The 16,341-nt window shown below is 39.6% G+C and carries 13 protein-coding genes and 1 tRNA gene; 3 read left to right on the forward strand and 11 right to left on the reverse strand.

The window, feature by feature from the left end:
- Positions 1-248: 248 nt before the first annotated feature.
- The gene (locus tag BFL47_RS14410) at positions 249-863 is read left to right on the forward strand and encodes an IMPACT family protein (protein WP_069660501.1); all 615 of its coding nucleotides are present in this window, start codon (positions 249-251) and stop codon (positions 861-863) included.
- A gap of 90 nt (positions 864-953) precedes the next feature.
- Here the strand turns inward: BFL47_RS14410 and BFL47_RS14415 are convergent, their stop codons facing one another.
- From BFL47_RS14415 to BFL47_RS14430, 4 genes are all read right to left on the reverse strand, one after another.
- The gene (locus tag BFL47_RS14415) at positions 954-1,202 is read right to left on the reverse strand and encodes a hypothetical protein (RefSeq protein WP_131678168.1); all 249 of its coding nucleotides are present in this window, start codon (positions 1,200-1,202) and stop codon (positions 954-956) included.
- A gap of 95 nt (positions 1,203-1,297) precedes the next feature.
- On the reverse strand, positions 1,298-3,544 hold the full coding sequence (locus BFL47_RS14420; protein WP_069660503.1) for a Tex family protein: 2,247 nt from the start codon (positions 3,542-3,544) through the stop codon (positions 1,298-1,300).
- Positions 3,545-3,577: 33 nt separating this feature from the next.
- Positions 3,578-4,294 carry a DUF3307 domain-containing protein gene (locus BFL47_RS14425; protein ID WP_069660504.1) on the reverse strand — a complete coding sequence of 239 codons (717 nt, stop codon included), beginning with the start codon at positions 4,292-4,294 and terminating at the stop codon, positions 3,578-3,580.
- Between the two features lie 2 nt (positions 4,295-4,296).
- The gene (locus BFL47_RS14430) at positions 4,297-4,947 is read right to left on the reverse strand and encodes a nucleotidyl cyclase domain-containing protein (RefSeq protein WP_139125828.1); all 651 of its coding nucleotides are present in this window, start codon (positions 4,945-4,947) and stop codon (positions 4,297-4,299) included.
- 143 nt (positions 4,948-5,090) lie between these two features.
- On the opposite strand from BFL47_RS14430, the gene BFL47_RS19825 reads away from it, so the two are divergent.
- Positions 5,091-5,169: transfer RNA gene (locus BFL47_RS19825), tRNA-Gln, on the forward strand.
- Between the two features lie 192 nt (positions 5,170-5,361).
- Here BFL47_RS19825 and BFL47_RS14435 read toward each other — a convergent pair.
- The 7 genes from BFL47_RS14435 to BFL47_RS14465 all read right to left on the reverse strand — a co-directional run bounded on the left by BFL47_RS14435 (position 5,362) and on the right by BFL47_RS14465 (position 15,349).
- On the reverse strand, positions 5,362-5,859 hold the full coding sequence (locus tag BFL47_RS14435) for an FKBP-type peptidyl-prolyl cis-trans isomerase (protein ID WP_069660514.1): 498 nt from the start codon (positions 5,857-5,859) through the stop codon (positions 5,362-5,364).
- A 47-nt stretch (positions 5,860-5,906) separates the two neighbouring features.
- On the reverse strand, positions 5,907-7,916 hold the full coding sequence (locus tag BFL47_RS14440) for a thioredoxin domain-containing protein (protein ID WP_069660506.1): 2,010 nt from the start codon (positions 7,914-7,916) through the stop codon (positions 5,907-5,909).
- 81 nt (positions 7,917-7,997) lie between these two features.
- The gene (locus tag BFL47_RS14445; protein ID WP_069660507.1) at positions 7,998-9,053 is read right to left on the reverse strand and encodes a COX15/CtaA family protein; all 1,056 of its coding nucleotides are present in this window, start codon (positions 9,051-9,053) and stop codon (positions 7,998-8,000) included.
- Positions 9,054-9,142: 89 nt separating this feature from the next.
- Positions 9,143-10,450 carry an ammonium transporter gene (locus tag BFL47_RS14450; RefSeq protein ID WP_069660508.1) on the reverse strand — a complete coding sequence of 436 codons (1,308 nt, stop codon included), beginning with the start codon at positions 10,448-10,450 and terminating at the stop codon, positions 9,143-9,145.
- A 278-nt stretch (positions 10,451-10,728) separates the two neighbouring features.
- Positions 10,729-13,170 (reverse strand): DUF5686 and carboxypeptidase regulatory-like domain-containing protein, encoded by a 2,442-nt coding sequence (locus BFL47_RS14455; RefSeq protein ID WP_069660515.1) that lies wholly within the window; start codon positions 13,168-13,170, stop codon positions 10,729-10,731.
- 282 nt (positions 13,171-13,452) lie between these two features.
- The gene (locus BFL47_RS14460) at positions 13,453-14,289 is read right to left on the reverse strand and encodes an aminotransferase class IV (protein WP_069660509.1); all 837 of its coding nucleotides are present in this window, start codon (positions 14,287-14,289) and stop codon (positions 13,453-13,455) included.
- A gap of 22 nt (positions 14,290-14,311) precedes the next feature.
- Positions 14,312-15,349, reverse strand: a complete 1,038-nt coding sequence (locus BFL47_RS14465) for an RluA family pseudouridine synthase (RefSeq protein ID WP_069660510.1) — start codon at positions 15,347-15,349, stop codon at positions 14,312-14,314.
- A 47-nt stretch (positions 15,350-15,396) separates the two neighbouring features.
- Between BFL47_RS14465 and BFL47_RS14470 the strand changes: the two genes are divergently transcribed.
- The gene (locus BFL47_RS14470) at positions 15,397-16,299 is read left to right on the forward strand and encodes a 1-aminocyclopropane-1-carboxylate deaminase/D-cysteine desulfhydrase (protein ID WP_069660511.1); all 903 of its coding nucleotides are present in this window, start codon (positions 15,397-15,399) and stop codon (positions 16,297-16,299) included.
- The last annotated feature ends 42 nt before the right edge of the window (positions 16,300-16,341 follow it).

Here is a 16,341-nt window from a genome sequence, read left to right on the forward strand (position 1 = left end):
GGTTTGAGCACTTTGCAAAATTTTTTATTCATCTGAAGAGCTGAGAAGTTAATTAATTCTTATTAAAATACGGCTTAAGTGCAAATAGAATGTACAAAATAAATTTATATCAAATTGCTTTACAATAAGTTACGACAATTAGTATAAAGATAATGTTTCATTGATTATTATTTTCTATTAAATTAAAGAATTGATTAGAAATAGCCTTACTCTTCTATTCGTTCCTGCTTTTACTTATCATTGCAGTTATGTTGTTTGATGATACGTATAAAACGTTAGGCCAGCAGGGCGAAGGAATATTCCGCGATAAAGGAAGTAAGTTTCTCGGATTTGCTTTCCCTGTACGCACGGAAGAAGACGTAAAAATCCACCTTGCTAGTATTCGTTCCTTACATCCAAAAGCCAGGCATTACTGCTGGGCGGTCAGATTTACAACGGATCGGTCGATATTTAAGCTAAATGATGATGGGGAACCTTCGGGCAGTGCCGCTCGTCCTATTCTTAACACACTCCTTTCTTTCGATGTAACAAACGTTTTAATTATAGTAGTGCGTTATTTCGGAGGAACTCTGCTTGGGATACCGGGATTAATTCATGCCTATAAAAATGCTGCTATTGAGGCATTAAACAATGCAGTGATTATAAATAAAAGTCTGATCGATGTATATCGTTTTGAATTTGGATACATCGATGTGAATTCGGTCATGCGAATAATTAAAGACTTTGAGATCAATATACTGAACCAGGAGTTTGATAATGACTGTGCAATGGAACTTGAAATAAGAAAGGGTAATCTGGATAATGTATTGGGTAAAATGGGAAAGATCAACAATTTAAAGATGACATATTTGTATTCGTACTAAATGTTCTTAAACTTAAAATAAATAGTCTAATAGACAGGGCAAAGGTTTTCCTTATCAGTTATATAAAACCATAGCTGATAAGGAAAATGCTTAATTATTCAATTTTCTATCCATGTTACGTGTAATCTGACTAACCAGATAAGCGGGAATCCGACCATTTACTAAATTCCAGGAATGATCACTATTCTGCGTCAAAGTCCCCAAATAGGTATCATTGTCCATTTTCATGGTGTAGCCATCCAGGCCTTTCGTAACAACAATTTCGTTGAATTCTCCATTATCAAAAAGACTAATGAAGAAATTGTAGCATTTTACTGCTTGTGCTTCGATACTATTCATATCCGTTTCCATGTTTTATTAACCATTGATAGGAATGATTTGTTCTCACAAAAAAATAAATATTTCATACTAATTTAACATTGAGAAGCTGCTACTTAAGAAAACCTATTTTTCAGCGCATTCAACTGATCCTGAAACCCAACCTGAGGTTTATCATTAGTTTTATCAGATTGCTTTTTGGCCTCAGGAATACGCTTTTCCTGCTTCATTACACTTTCTTCCACTTTCATCGATAATGCGATTCTTTTTCTTGCGCTGTCGACCTCCGTAACCTTCACCTGCACTTTTTGATGAACCTTCACTATCTCATTTGGATCTTTAATGAAACGGTTTGATAGCTGACTTAAATGAACCAATCCGTCCTGATGCACTCCAATATCGACAAAGGCACCAAAACTGGTAATATTGGTCACAATCCCACTCAGAACCATCCCTACCCTCAGATCATTCATATTATTAACTCCATCGGTAAAGCTGAACGCCTCAAACTGCTGCCTGGGGTCCCTTCCCGGTTTTGCCAGCTGCTCCAGGATATCCTGAATCGTAGGCAATCCGATAGAATCATTCATGTATTTTTCGGGACGGATCTGCTGGCGCAGTTTATCCTCTTTGATCAGATCATGAATGGTGCAATTTAAATCAGCGGCCATTTGTTCCACTAAAGCATAGCGTTCCGGATGAATAGCACTACTATCGAGCGGATTCTTCGCCTCATGGATCCTTAGAAAACCTGCTGCCTGCTCATAGGCCTTCTCCCCTAAACGGGGTATCTTTTTAAGCTCGGATCGTTTTTTAAATGCCCCATTTGTCTCCCTATACTCCACAATATTCTTAGCAATCTGAGGACCCAATCCAGAGATGTAAGCCAGAATCTGCTTCGAAGCCGTATTGAGTTCTACTCCCACAGCATTCACACAACTAATCACCGTATCATCCAGGGAACTTTGTAATTTACTTTGGTCCACATCATGCTGATATTGACCCACGCCAATTGATTTAGGATCTATTTTAACCAGCTCAGCCAAGGGATCCATCAATCTTCTACCAATAGAAACGGCACCCCTTACAGTAATGTCCTTATCAGGAAACTCTTCTCTGGCGGCATCGGAAGCAGAGTAAATAGAAGCTCCACTTTCATTAACCATGATGATACTTACATTGGGAAGCTGAAGGTTTTTTATAAACTCCTCTGTTTCCCTACCAGCCGTTCCATTACCTATAGCGATGGTGTCAATAGCATAATCTGCGATCAATTTGACAATTAATTTCTTCGATTCAATTAAACCATTAGCTCCGGTATGAGGGTATATTGCATTATTATAAAGCAGTTTACCTTGCTCATCTAAACATACTACCTTACACCCTGTACGAAACCCAGGGTCGATAGCCAGAATCTTCTTTTGTCCTAAAGGAGCAGACAATAAGAGCTGTTTCGCATTTTCAGCGAACACTTTAATAGCTTCTTCATCGGCCTGTTTTTTAGTAAAGAGCCTGATTTCTGTTTCCATAGAAGGTTTAAGTAACCGTTTATAACTATCCGTCAAGGCAAGCTTAACCTGATCGGCGGCCGTTGATCTATTCTTCAGAAACAACCGCTCCAATGAAGCTACGGCATCCTCTTCAGGAGGCAAAACATTCAGGGTAAGGAACAGTTCCTTTTCTCCCCTTCGCATAGCCAGGATCCGATGTGAGGGAGCAGCCTTAACCGTTTCTTTCCAGTCAAAATAATCCTTGTATTTACTCCCTGCTTCTTCTTTACCTTCAATAACCTTAGAGATAAACTCTCCCTTTTCTAGATAAAGACGCCTGATTTGCGCCCTTGCATCCGCATGCTCATTGATATGTTCGGCAATAATATCTCTCGCACCAGCAAGTGCATCAATTTCTGATGCAACGCCCTTCTCTTCATTTATAAACTTTAAAGCTTCTTTGGAAACATCCAGGTTTTGTTGCTCCAGCAACCAATCCGCCAACGGCTGCAAGCCCTTTTCCCTTGCCATGCTGGCTCTGGTCTTCCTCTTGGGGCGATATGGCAAATACAAATCCTCCAGTTCCACTAATGTCCGGGCCTCCAGGATCCTCTTTTCCAGCGCAGTATCCAATTTATTCAATTCTGTTAAAGACTTCAGGATCGCCTGCCTTCTTTTATCAAGTTCCCTTAATTGCTCCGCCCTGTCCCTGATTGCAGCAACTTGTACTTCATCCAGACTTCCAGTCATTTCCTTCCTATAGCGCGCTATAAAGGGCACTGTTGCCCCTTCATCAAGCAAGGTTAATGTCGTACCCACTTGTTTTTGCGAAATAGTTAACTCCTCCGCAATTTTCTTTATGTATGAAATCATATCGTTATATCAATTCTGCTTTATCAGTATGTATCAGGATGATACAGGCAGGTATGTTTTTACTATTAAACCAATTATCAGTGCAAAACTTATGCTGATCAAAGTGCCGATCAGTACATATTCACTTCTTTCAGGGGCATCTTTACTTTCAGAGAACCGTAAGATTGACTTAGCCGCAGTAAGCAAGCCTATCGCTTCATATTGATTATAGACCACCAGAATAAATATAATTAACCGTTCCAGCATGCCTATCCACTTCCCGGCAGCCCCCAGCGTATTTCCCGAATCTGCTAATTGTACCCTCCATCTTGTGGTTAACATACCTATAAGGATACCGGAAGGATGCGTTAAAAAGATGACAGCCAATGCTATTGCCCAGTATGCCTGATTATGCAAAGCATTTAAAAGCACCTGAACACTTTCAAAACCCGGTTCAAAGAGTAACCATCCAAGCCCACCTATTACCAACAAATGGAGTCCTTGATCTACTAAAAAGTAATTTATTTTTTGCGGCCGATAGGACTTCCAGAGATCAATACCAAAGTGAGTAACCAAGATAACAACAGGTGTAGCCGAATGATTAAAACCATCAAATAACCAAGCAGTTATGGCAGTTAGAAGCACATGAAAATAAATATGTCTGGATTTATAATGATGTTCAACCCGACCTTCAACCCATGCTTTTGGTTGAAAAGCAAAGTCCGTCAACAGATGTGCAGCGATCATTTTAAAATACCAGAGTAACAGCATAACTAAACCTCAATGTAAAGCACAAGTTTACGATATATTTGCATAGCTTTCTCTAACATAGTCCAGTTTGCCGCCTTTGCTAGCTCATTAATAGTCGACTGGCTCTTTCTTAGCTTCAATGCTACTTCCATTTGCGTAGCACCTACTAATAATTCAGCTAATACCTCCGCTTGCTTGGTGGAAACCTCCTTTACAATCATATCAGCGAGCAGGGCAACCGCCTCCATTCCCGAATCTATTCTTTTATCACTGCAGCGGATGGATAATCGGGTAGATGATTTTGCAATCAGATCAAGCTCTCTTCCGGAGAGAATAAAAGCTTCCCCTTTCCCCATAGCCATACTTTTTACCGGATCACTTACCCTTCCTAAACCTATAGCAATTCGGATATCCGGACTCTTATTTTCAGGTGTACCCATTTGGCGGGCTACCACACGTAGCTTCAATGCGAGACTAAGCGCTTGCTCCATATCTGCCAAAGCATGGAAGCTATCTCCTCTATAAAATTCAAAAAGCACCTTTTCCTTCTTAAATTCCGACCTGATTAAGAGGATCAGATCATTCAGGTCCTTCGCTTCCATCAAGGTAGAATTCACAATATCTGCTGTTAGCACGGCTTTATTAGGCTCCATAGGGGACAAATATAGGGACATAATACGATATTTTAACACTATCGGTTAATTAAACGATAAATAACAATTACAGGCATTATTACCGATAATAAACACCTTTAACTAATTTTATAAACATTTTCAAAATTAGGTTTTTAAAAGATAAATATTATTGTATTTTTGACGCAGTTTTGTAGTGTAATGGCTACCACGTCAGATTCTGGTTCTGAAGATCTAGGTTCGAGCCCTAGCAAGACTGCTCCACAAAAAAGGCAACCGAAGCAAGTGTTCAGTTGCCTTTTTTGTTTACCAGCTACTCCCTTTAAAAAGCCCTGTCATAACATTCATACCTCTCCACAAACCCAACCCTTCATTCTTAATACAACAAACAATAAAAAAGGCCATTCCGACTAACCAGAATGACCTTTTTTAATAAGCTAAGATAAAAATTAAACTTTAGTGTGCTTCATGACCATCAGCACCATGAACATGTCCATGAGACAACTCTTCTTCAGTAGCTTCACGTATATTAATAATTTGTCCCTTGAAATGCAAATGCTGTCCTGCCATAGGATGATTCAAATCAACCTGGATGCCAGTTTCAGTAACTCCGATCACACGTGCACGGAATTGATTTCCTTCGTTATCCTGCAAAGGAAGAACAGAACCAATTTCCGGTTTATCCATTCCTTCGAACATATCACCAGGCAATTCAGTAATTGATGACTCATTTTTTTCACCATAAGCATCAACAGCTGCCAGATGAAAATCATAAGCATCACCAGTACCTAACCCCGATAAGTTTTCTTCAAATTTTGGAAGCATCATACCAACACCATAAAGAAAAACAAGAGGTTGTTCTTCTGTTGCCTTCTCTACAAATACTTCTTCGCCGTTTTCGGTGGTATACAAATCGTATGTAAGCGCCACTACGCTATTTGATTGAATTTTCATAAGTTTTTTGAATTTGGACTGCTCTATTCTGACGAACACACATTCCCTTAAATTAAAATTTGTTTCAATGCTTCGGATACGGATGTAACAGGCAATCTGCAAGTTCTGTTTTTACAAACAAAAATTTTGCTTTTCCCGCTAAACTTATCCTGCAGCAAAGGTAACTTTCCTGAGCTTCCTCCCAAAAGAATTTTATTTGGAATGAAATAATTTTCCAGTTCTTGTCTTAACTTTTCATAGCCAGGACCCGTAATAGCTATTTCATAGACCCCAAAAATGACATTTATGAGTAGAATTCCCCAGTTGGAATAGCCTGATCCATACGTTTTAATCGAAGGAAATACAGCTTTAAGCATTTCTGCCGACTGCTCCAGATAAGTTTCATCCTGAAACAGATGTCCCAATTTGAATAAGTTTAATGCCATAGACGAATTTGATGACGGAATAACGTTATCTATAATCTCATGCTTTCGGGCAATAAGCTCCTGATCCGTTTGAGAAGTATAAAAAAACAGACCTGTACCGGAATCAAAGAAATTAGTCAACACAAACCGATTCAGCTTTTGAGCTTCATGGAGCCAGTCCTCATTAAAAGTAACCTCATAAAGACTAATAAAGGCATCTATCAGGAAGGAGTAATCATCCAGAAAAGCCGTGTACTTTACTTTAGTATCCGGCGTTTTACGAAACACCCTTAACAAGGCCCCACTGTCATCCACCAGGTTCTTTAAGATAAAGTTGGCATTAACCAGCGCAATCTCCAAAAAACGTGGCTCTTTAAAAACCTTGTACGCATCAATAAATCCTTTCTGCATCATCCCGTTCCAACCCGCGAGAATCTTATGATCCAGACCCGGCCGTACGCGTTTACTACGATAAGCAAACACCTTTGCCTTAGCTGAAGCTAAAAGAGGGTCATGCATCAAGTCCAATCCCTCAGCAAGATCTTCCACACCCGGGGACTTTTTGCATATATTGACATGCTCTTCCTCCCAGTTTCCCTCTGCTGTTATTCCGTAAAAAGCATTAAAAATAGCACTTTCAGCTGGCTCCAAAATCGCGTTGAGCTCTTCCTCAGTAAACGTGTAAAACTTACCCTCCACCCCTTCGCTATCCGCATCCAGAGCAGAATAAAATCCACCTTCCTCAGAAAGCATCTCTCTTTCTACCCAATCCAGGGTTTCATATACGACTTGTTTATACAGCGGATCAGGAGAATATTGATAAGCTTCCGCATATAAACTAACCAGCTGAGCATTATCATACAACATCTTTTCAAAGTGAGGCACATGCCATCGTCCGTCTACCGAATACCGTGCAAAACCTCCACCAATATGATCATAGATCCCGCCAAAGGCCATCTTCTTCAGTGTCAACTGCGTAGCTTTCCAGGCAGAAGCACTATCCATTACATGTGCATAACGCAGCATAAATTGCCAGTTATTAGGCAAAGGAAACTTAGGTGCCCTATTATACCCACCCTCCTTCGAGTCAAATGACTTTTTCCAGGGTTGAAATATCGCTTCCAGATCTCCTGTTGAATACGTTAATTCCTCGGAGAAAAGGTTCAGCTTTTCAATTTTCCGGACCCCTTCAGTCAGTCTCTCTGCATAGCCTACCGCTTCATCAGGTTTTTGTTCCCAAAAGCCTGCCAGCTGGGAAAGCACTTTCTTCCAATCGCTGTTTCCAAAATAGGTTCCCCCATAAATAGGGCGCTGATCCGGCAGACAAATACAATTCAGCGGCCATCCCCCCTGTCCTGTCATCAGCTGTACTGCATTCATATAAATCTGATCGACATCCGGACGCTCTTCCCGATCCACTTTAATGCAAACATAATTGGCGTTCATCATTTCAGCAACAGAAAGATCTTCAAAGGACTCATGTTCCATAACATGACACCAATGGCAGGCCGAATAGCCAATGCTCACCAGGATTAATTTATTTTCACTTTTAGCTTTAGATAAAGCCTCCTCGCCCCAAGGATACCAATCAACAGGATTATGTGCATGCTGCTGCAGATAAGGGGAAGTTTCCTTGATTAAACGATTTGCCATAGGTAGATGTGATATTAAGATGATTTCTTTTTGCCTTGGTTTGTCAGGATTAACGGTTGCGAATTTTTTATAGTTATGATATTAAGATAGATTCTTTTCCCCCCTACTATAAAAATAAGTAATTAGTAAGCAAGATAAAAGAATAATAGCTACAAATTGATGTAAAATGCTCCATATTAATTTCGATTCCGTTAAGCTATATACCAGGGCCAATACCCCAAGAACAACCTGAATTAAAACTATAGTCAATGGAATAAATCTGCAACTGTGTAGAAAACTTCTTTTCGGAAGTTGAAGAGCCTTAAAAGTCCACACCAAGACCACTATCATAATCAGATAAGCCAGTGAACGATGTATAAATTGAATACTAATCAGATTATGGGTAATATCAGAGATAAAACTTCCCTGATTCAGTATATTTTCCGAAGGAAACCAAATGCCATTAATTGCCGGCCAATTGGGCGCTGCATAAGCAGCATGCGTTCCCGCCATAAAAGCACCATATATCAACTGAAGGCTAAGCAATATTAACAAACCTAAATTTATTTTTTTCAATGAAGGCTCAGTACTGAGTGATTCGCGCGGAACAGAAATTTGCAGGGCAAACCAAATGACATAACACAGCAATAACAATGCGGTCATAAAGTGAATAGCCAGACGAATATGACTCACATAAAGCAGGTCAGTACCAATTCCACTCTTCACCATAATCCATCCAATGGCACCTTGTAAGCCTCCAAGCAAAAAGAGGATAATCATCGGAACGATCATGCTACTGTTAATCTTCTTTTTAATCAAAAAATAGATAAATGGAATAATGAATACAAAGCCGATCAAACGTCCAAAATCCCGGTGAAACCATTCCCAGAAAAAAATAGACTTAAAATCCTGAAGATCGAAGTGACTATTAACGTACTTGTACTGAGCAATTTCCTGATACTGATTAAAAGCCCTTATCCAGGCTTGCTCGTTCATCGGAGGGAGTGCTCCTAATAAAGGTTGCCATTCGGTAATAGATAATCCTGAACCAGTGAGACGGGTTATACCGCCCAGTAAAACCTGGATGACAATCATGATGGCACCTATCCAAAGCCAGATGGCTACAGGACGATTTTGGCTTAAAGAATTTGCTTTCATAAGGAAAGCAAATGTAGACAATTATACATTTTAAAAAAAACACCCATCTGTCAAGATGGGTGTTTAGAGTACTATAATAAAACTATTTCTTACAGTTCTTCATCATGCTGAGAAGCATCAAGTCCTACGGCCTCCTCTTCAGGAGATACACGTAATGGACTGATCGCATTTGTGATCAAAAGTAAAACATATGAACCTACAAAAGCAAAGATGGAAACGCCTATTAAAGTCACCACATGTAAAAAGAACAAGTGCGTTTCACCATAATAAAGGCCATTACCAGTTGTATTGGCAGCATTTACCGCTTGACTGGCAAATACACCGGTAAGCAACATCCCTACCATACCACCAACACCGTGACAAGGAAAAACATCAAGTGTATCATCAATATGTGTACGTCCGCGCCAAATAACAACCAGATTACTTACTACAGCAGCTACCACACCGATCACTAATGAATGAGGCACAGAAACAAAACCAGCACCCGGAGTAATCGCTACCAAACCCACAACAGCACCTATACAAGCACCTAAAGCAGAAGGTTTTTTACCCCTGAACATATCAAAGAATACCCAGGCCATTGCTGCTGCTGCAGATGCAGTAGTTGTAGTCGCTAATGCTGTTGCAGCAAGCGTGTTTGCACCACCTGCTGAACCCGCATTGAAACCGAACCATCCGAACCATAATAAACCGGTACCCAGAATAACATAACTAATTCGTGCCGGAGCATGTTCCTGAGAAGTACGACCTTTTAAAAACAATGCGGATGCTAATGCTGCCCAACCAGCGGACATGTGTACTACCGTTCCTCCTGCGAAATCCAAAACACCTTTCTTGAATAGAAATCCATCGGGATGCCAGGTTGCATGTGCCAAAGGGGTATAGATAAAGACCATAAACAAACACAGGAAGATAAGATAAGAATTAAAGCGAATCCGTTCCGCAAAAGCCCCTGTAATTAGTGCAGGAGTAATAACAGCAAATTTAAGCTGAAACATAGCAAACAAAACCAAAGGCACAGTTGGCATCAACGACCAGGTCGCATTTCCAACCATTCCTTTCATCATGAAAAATGTAGCTGGATTTCCAATCACACCACCAATGTCATCACCAAACGCAAGGCTGAATCCAAACACTACCCACAAAACGGTAATCAAACCCATACAAACAAAACTTTGAAGCATGGTAGAGATCACATTCTTCTTTCGCACCATTCCTCCATAAAAGAAGGCTAGTCCGGGGGTCATTAATAGTACTAATGCAGTTGAGATTAATAGCCAGGCGGTATCTCCTGTATCTATTACATTGTCTTTGATTGTTATGACTTCCTCGGAAGGGAATGCTAACCCTAAAATTACTGCTACGAGCAAAAGCAGGAACGGTAATACTTTTTTCATGTTGGAAATAGTTTAAGTGATGAATAATAAAATGAAATTAATGCATTTTTATTATAAAATCAACTATTCGAACAAAATATTTACCTTTTTTCGTTATTTAATTGGTTAAATTTTAAATAATAACAAATTATAGTTGTCTAAAGCATTATTAACAGGCTATATATAGAAAAACACATTTAAAAGACTCTACCTTCTAACTCAAATCTCAAAGAGACACAAAAAAATGCACCTTCATTTCTAATTTCGACAAAACATAATAATAAAAGATACGAATAAGATTAAAAGCCGTAAAACAGACGAAAAGCCCTATAAGCTCTACGACCCGGCGACCAGGACATTCCATAATCCAGACGAAACACCAACCTCTGCAATCCAACGTAAGCTTCATGGTAACTAAGTAAGGGCTGAGTTAAATAAGCGCCTCCTATTATCTCTTCCAGCTTCATTTTTCGTACCATTGGAACTTTACTTAAAAATTTTCCAGCAAAGTTATGCTCATAATGAAACTCCAGAAACTTGTCATTGGTGGTGTAGGCATAGAAGTCCAGAAAATGGAAATTAGGGAACAGAGGATTGTATATGGCCGTCTGGTTACCCGTAAAATGATGCATATCCGGATAATACAGTGACTCTGTATTCAGAAACTTCCCTGCAGAGATGTAAAAGGAACTGTACCCCCATAATCCTGTAGGAATCTTGTCCTGAAATATATCTGCAGATATAAAATCATAGTCTACCACAGATTTAAATACTCCCGGAATACCCTTACGATAATCCAACATAATGGTCGGAAGCCTTGCCTGCTCATAAACTTTTCCATCCGGACGTGTCGTATAGTGTTGCCCGAATGTATAAGAAAGTTTAGCCTCCACACTAAAAGCACTATTTATCGGAAAAATATCTGCTTCTGATGTCGGATCTAAAGGGTTATTGGAGGTGGTCATTTTAGAGGTCCGGTCGAATATAGATGCAAAAGAAGAATTCCGCATCGGGATCCTTTTAGCAATTTCCACCCCAGCATTCACCATTAATCCATTCAACACTTCCCTCTGAGCACTAAAAGCCGCAAATTTCGAACGAAACAACTTGAGGTAATTCTTTCCCTCAAAGAGTGTGGTAAGCGTATTATAAAAAAGATTAACCGTCCCTCTATTATTTAAATCCAAAAAGTCACTTCCTCCACGGATAGAAAAACTGGCGTGATGCAAGGTATCTACCCGAAAAGTAAGTTCCGCATTTGCATTAACCGTTTTACTGGCAAATCCGTACCTAAAGTTGGGCTCAAATTCCACCGATCTCCTTAAGCCTAAGCTTTTCACATACCTCGCCCGAAGCTTCAGTCCCCAACCTTCAACCGTATTATAGAACAAGGTATTATGCAAGGGATAAAAATACCAGTAACTATTTGTATGCACATTTTCAATCCGCTGTCCTACCAGTGCATAACGGATGGGCTTAAATTTATTCATTTCCCTTTGTACCGAATCACGATATGGCTTGGATTGCGACTTTTTATCAAACAGATCCTTACCATAATAATTATCTTCTTCATCCAGGGTCAGTGGCACCGGCCTTGCCTGGTCCCACCAGTCGCTGTCATACTTATTAACCCCCTTATCAATACGAATAATCTCATTGTCGAAAAAATTAGAGGCAAAGGGAGGATTTGGTTTATAATTACTGTAAAGACCAGTAAAATAACCGGCAAAAGTAAAGCCTAGCACCTTCCCTTTAAAGGTAATGGTGATGTCCGACGGAACCCAGTATGCCTTTTGTACCTCATTATAATGCTGCGAGATATGCAACGTATCTACGAAATTGATCTTAGACTGCTCTGTCAGATAAAGATCCACACTATACAGTCTGCCGTCGCCTTTTAACACGTAGATATACCCCTTAAAAGCCGGAACATATTTTCCTTTTGGGGTAACTTTAATCTTTTCAACTTCATGCCCATTTTCAACAATAGTTCCAATCAATTGAAAATCATAATAATGAAAAGCGTTATCTGCTACCGGAGAAACAAACTTCTGATTTCCTAAAGCGGTCCACTGAATCGTGTTATCATAAAAGTTTATTTGTAAGTCAGATGCTCTGTTGAAACTAAAACCTTGTTTATCGCCCGCCACTTTTGAAGCAAGCATAATCTCTTTACGATCTGGGTATTTGAAATACAACTTAGATAAGGTTTCCGATTGATAAAGGATCCCCCTCCTGTTGGTATCAAGGTGCAAAGCTTTTTCTACATTCTCGCCCATGATCCGTTTAGGGGCACTGATCAGCTTCTGAACACCTTTAGTATACACATCGCATTCATATGAAGGCGTTGCCCTGAGATATTTCCTTTTTGATATAATATTCCTGATGATGTCATTTGCAGGATCCTCATTCTTCTGCGTAATGGTCACTTCTTCTAAAGTATAGATCTCCTTTTGCAAACCAATATCCAGCTTTAAGGAATTCTTTAAATTAATTTGCATCTCTACACTCTTATACCCTACAAATCTAAAAATAAGAGTATACTCACCAGGAGCAACATTAAGTTTATAATAACCGTTTTCATTGGCCATTGTACTCATATTGCTGCCCTTGATATATACAGAAGCGAATGAAACCGATTTACCGCTCACATCAGTTATGAGTCCTGATATACTTCTGGTATTCTGGCAAACCGCAATAGAGCAATTTAAAAAGACGACGATAAAAAAATATTTAAACATGTACCATCCAGTCATTTAAAGCTTCACGAATTCTTATCTACAAGATAAAAGATCATTTTAAGCTATATATATGTGTGTTAAAACAATTAATGTTTCAGATCATGTTTTAAAAAAAGTATGATCATTTTATAAATACGTTTAAAATATGATATTTGTTACGTGGCCGGCATTTTAAAATCCACTCTATATGACAACTTTCTTCATCAGCTTTATTGTAATTATCTCCTTTTTCAAATATGCTTTAAACCAGGCAGCAGTATGTGATGTAAATGATGATACATTTTAACTCATTGCATTTAAGTAACCCAATAATTGGTTCGATAGTTTATTAAAATACCTTTTATTGTTAAAGCCCATTATCCATTGAATCCCATTGGTGGCATTGGTTACAAAAACCTCCTCTGCCTCATTTAAAATATCGGGATTAATCTGCGCTTCAATAACCGGAATATTGTTCTCCTGGGCAAGAGCGATTACGACCGAACGCATTACTCCTGCAATACACCCTTCTTCCAGCGATGGGGTATACAGTTTTTTTTCATATACTATAAACAGATTTGAACTCATCCCCTCGCATAGAAACCCCTTGTCATTGAGGATAAATACCTCATCCAGCGAATTGCGTTTACGAAAAATCCCTGCCATCACATATATTAGCGAATTACAACTTTTCAAGTTTGACAGTATATTAATTGGCTTCGTGATCTCTTCATACACCTTTGCAATTAATCCTTTGTAGTTAGAACTGTAGTCTGCAAGATCGGTTTTCACAATCTCCATCGCATAGCCCATTGTATTACCAAGCGGACTGTACAGTCCTTCGCCATCACGGAACACCGTAAAACGAATCCGAGCATTGTTTTTAATGTTGTTCCTTAAGGCAAGCTGACTTGCCTTTTCTTCTAAAAACTGATGCGTAATTTGTGCCGATCCTTCAATCTGCAAAATTTGCATCCCCTTACTAATCCTGTCGGCATGCAGATCGGAAAACATCAGCTTTCCCTGCATCATCTTCATGGATTCAAACAGGCCATCTCCATACCTGAAAGCCCTGTTTCCCACTCCTATTGCCGCTTGTGTGGCGGCAATAATATCTCCGTTAAAGTTTATAAAACCCATCTTTCCCTTTCAATAGTAAACATTAACCCTCTTTGTGATAAATAAGATAATTTCTCCATTTATCCAGCAATCCCTGGAAGTCATCAGGTAATTCGGATTCAAACAGAATCGGTTCTTTTGTTTTAGGATGGATGAAACCCAGGGAACGAGCATGAAGTGCTTGCCGGGGCATAATCGCAAAACAGTTGTCTACAAACTGCCTGTATTTATTAAATATTGTTCCTTTCAAAATCTTGTCTCCTCCATATATAGCATCATTAAACAACGGATGCCCAATATGTTTCATGTGCGCACGAATTTGATGCGTCCTGCCGGTTTCCAGCTGACACTCAATGAGGGTCACATATCCCAGCCGTTCCAGTACTTTATAATGCGTAACCGACCATTTTCCTTTGCTTTCGTCCGGATAATTATCCATCACTCTCCTATCCTTTAAGCTCCTGCCGATAAAACCGGTCACCGTTCCATCTTCGGTCAGATCTCCCCAAACCATCGCAATATATTTACGGGCAATGGAGTGATCAAAAAATTGCTTTGCAAGGAAAGCCATCGAAAACTCATTCTTGCTAATCAACAGTAAACCTGAGGTATCCTTATCTATCCGGTGAACCAGTCCAGGTCTCCCATCATTACCCGGCAATTGTGGTAATTGCTTAAAATGAAACACGAGTGCATTTACCAGCGTACCCGAATAATTATTAAACCCAGGATGAACAACCATACCCGGTGGTTTATTAATAATCAGGACATCATCATCCTCATACACGATATTTAAAGGAATATCTTCCGGATAAACTTCTGTATCACGCGGAGGATGCGCCAATACAATAGATATAGAATCCGCCGGTTTTACTTTATAACTCGATTTTATGGTTTTTTCATTTACTAGAACACTTCCCGCGTCGATTGCATTTTGAATCCGACTTCTGGTGGCGTTTTCCATCCTCTGCATTAGAAACTTATCGATGCGCAGAAGCGATTGCCCTTTATCCACAACTATTTTAAAATGCTCATAGAGCTCCTGCTCTTCCTGCTCAAGGGAATCTTGTTCTTCCAACATAGCACAAAAGTAAGATTTTACTTTATTTTTGCGTGATTTACACGCATATGAAAGTATTTGATATTAATAGTCCGGAGGAAGAGCTCTTTGATCCCTTGTTTAAAGAGAAGAATTTGCGCGTTTTCATCAAGCGCGATGATATGATACATCCCTTTATATCAGGCAATAAGTGGCGCAAACTCAAGTATAACCTCATCGAAGCAAAGTCCGTTAATAAAAACCATATTGTTACTTTCGGAGGTTGCTGGTCCAATCATTTATTAGCTACAGCTTGTGCCGCAGCCCGATTTGGATTTAAAAGTACAGCGTTTGTAAGGGGCGAAGACATCAATACCGACTCGCTATTATTCTGCCGTCTGTTTGGCATGAAGTTAATTTTTGTCGATCGCACTGCTTACCGTGATAAACCGGCACTCTTTGCTACTCATTTTTCAGACGATCCTGAGGCTGTTTTTGTCGACGAAGGTGGAGCAGGAGAAAATGCAGTTAAAGGTTGTGCTGAGATAATTACAGAACTTAAAAGACCATTCGATCATATCTTCTGTGCAGCAGGAACAGGCGCAACGTCCGCCGGTTTAATCAGGGGCATCGGAATGAATCAGTTAAATATGACCTGCCATGTAATCCCGGTCTTAAAAGGAGCAGATTTTCTAAAAGACAACATCAAACAGTATTTCCTAACGGAGCCTGATTATGAATTTCATGAATCTTACCATTTTGGTGGTTACGCCAAAACCACTCTTTCCCTGTTTGAATTTATAAACCATTTCAGTGCATCAACCGGGATTCTGCTTGATCCGATATATACCGGCAAAATGATGTATGCGGTATACGACTTGATCCGTAAGGATTACTTTGACCGGGGGGCTACTGTACTCGCACTCCACACCGGAGGATTATTTGGCTTACTGGGAATGAAGGAACAGATATCGGCCTCATTATTAGATTAGGACAAGTAGCTGTCATGTCAGATCCTAAAATAACTATACACT

Origin of the sequence: Arcticibacter eurypsychrophilus (assembly GCF_001730525.1) — a bacterium.
GTDB classification, from domain to species: Bacteria; Bacteroidota; Bacteroidia; order Sphingobacteriales; family Sphingobacteriaceae; genus Arcticibacter; species Arcticibacter eurypsychrophilus.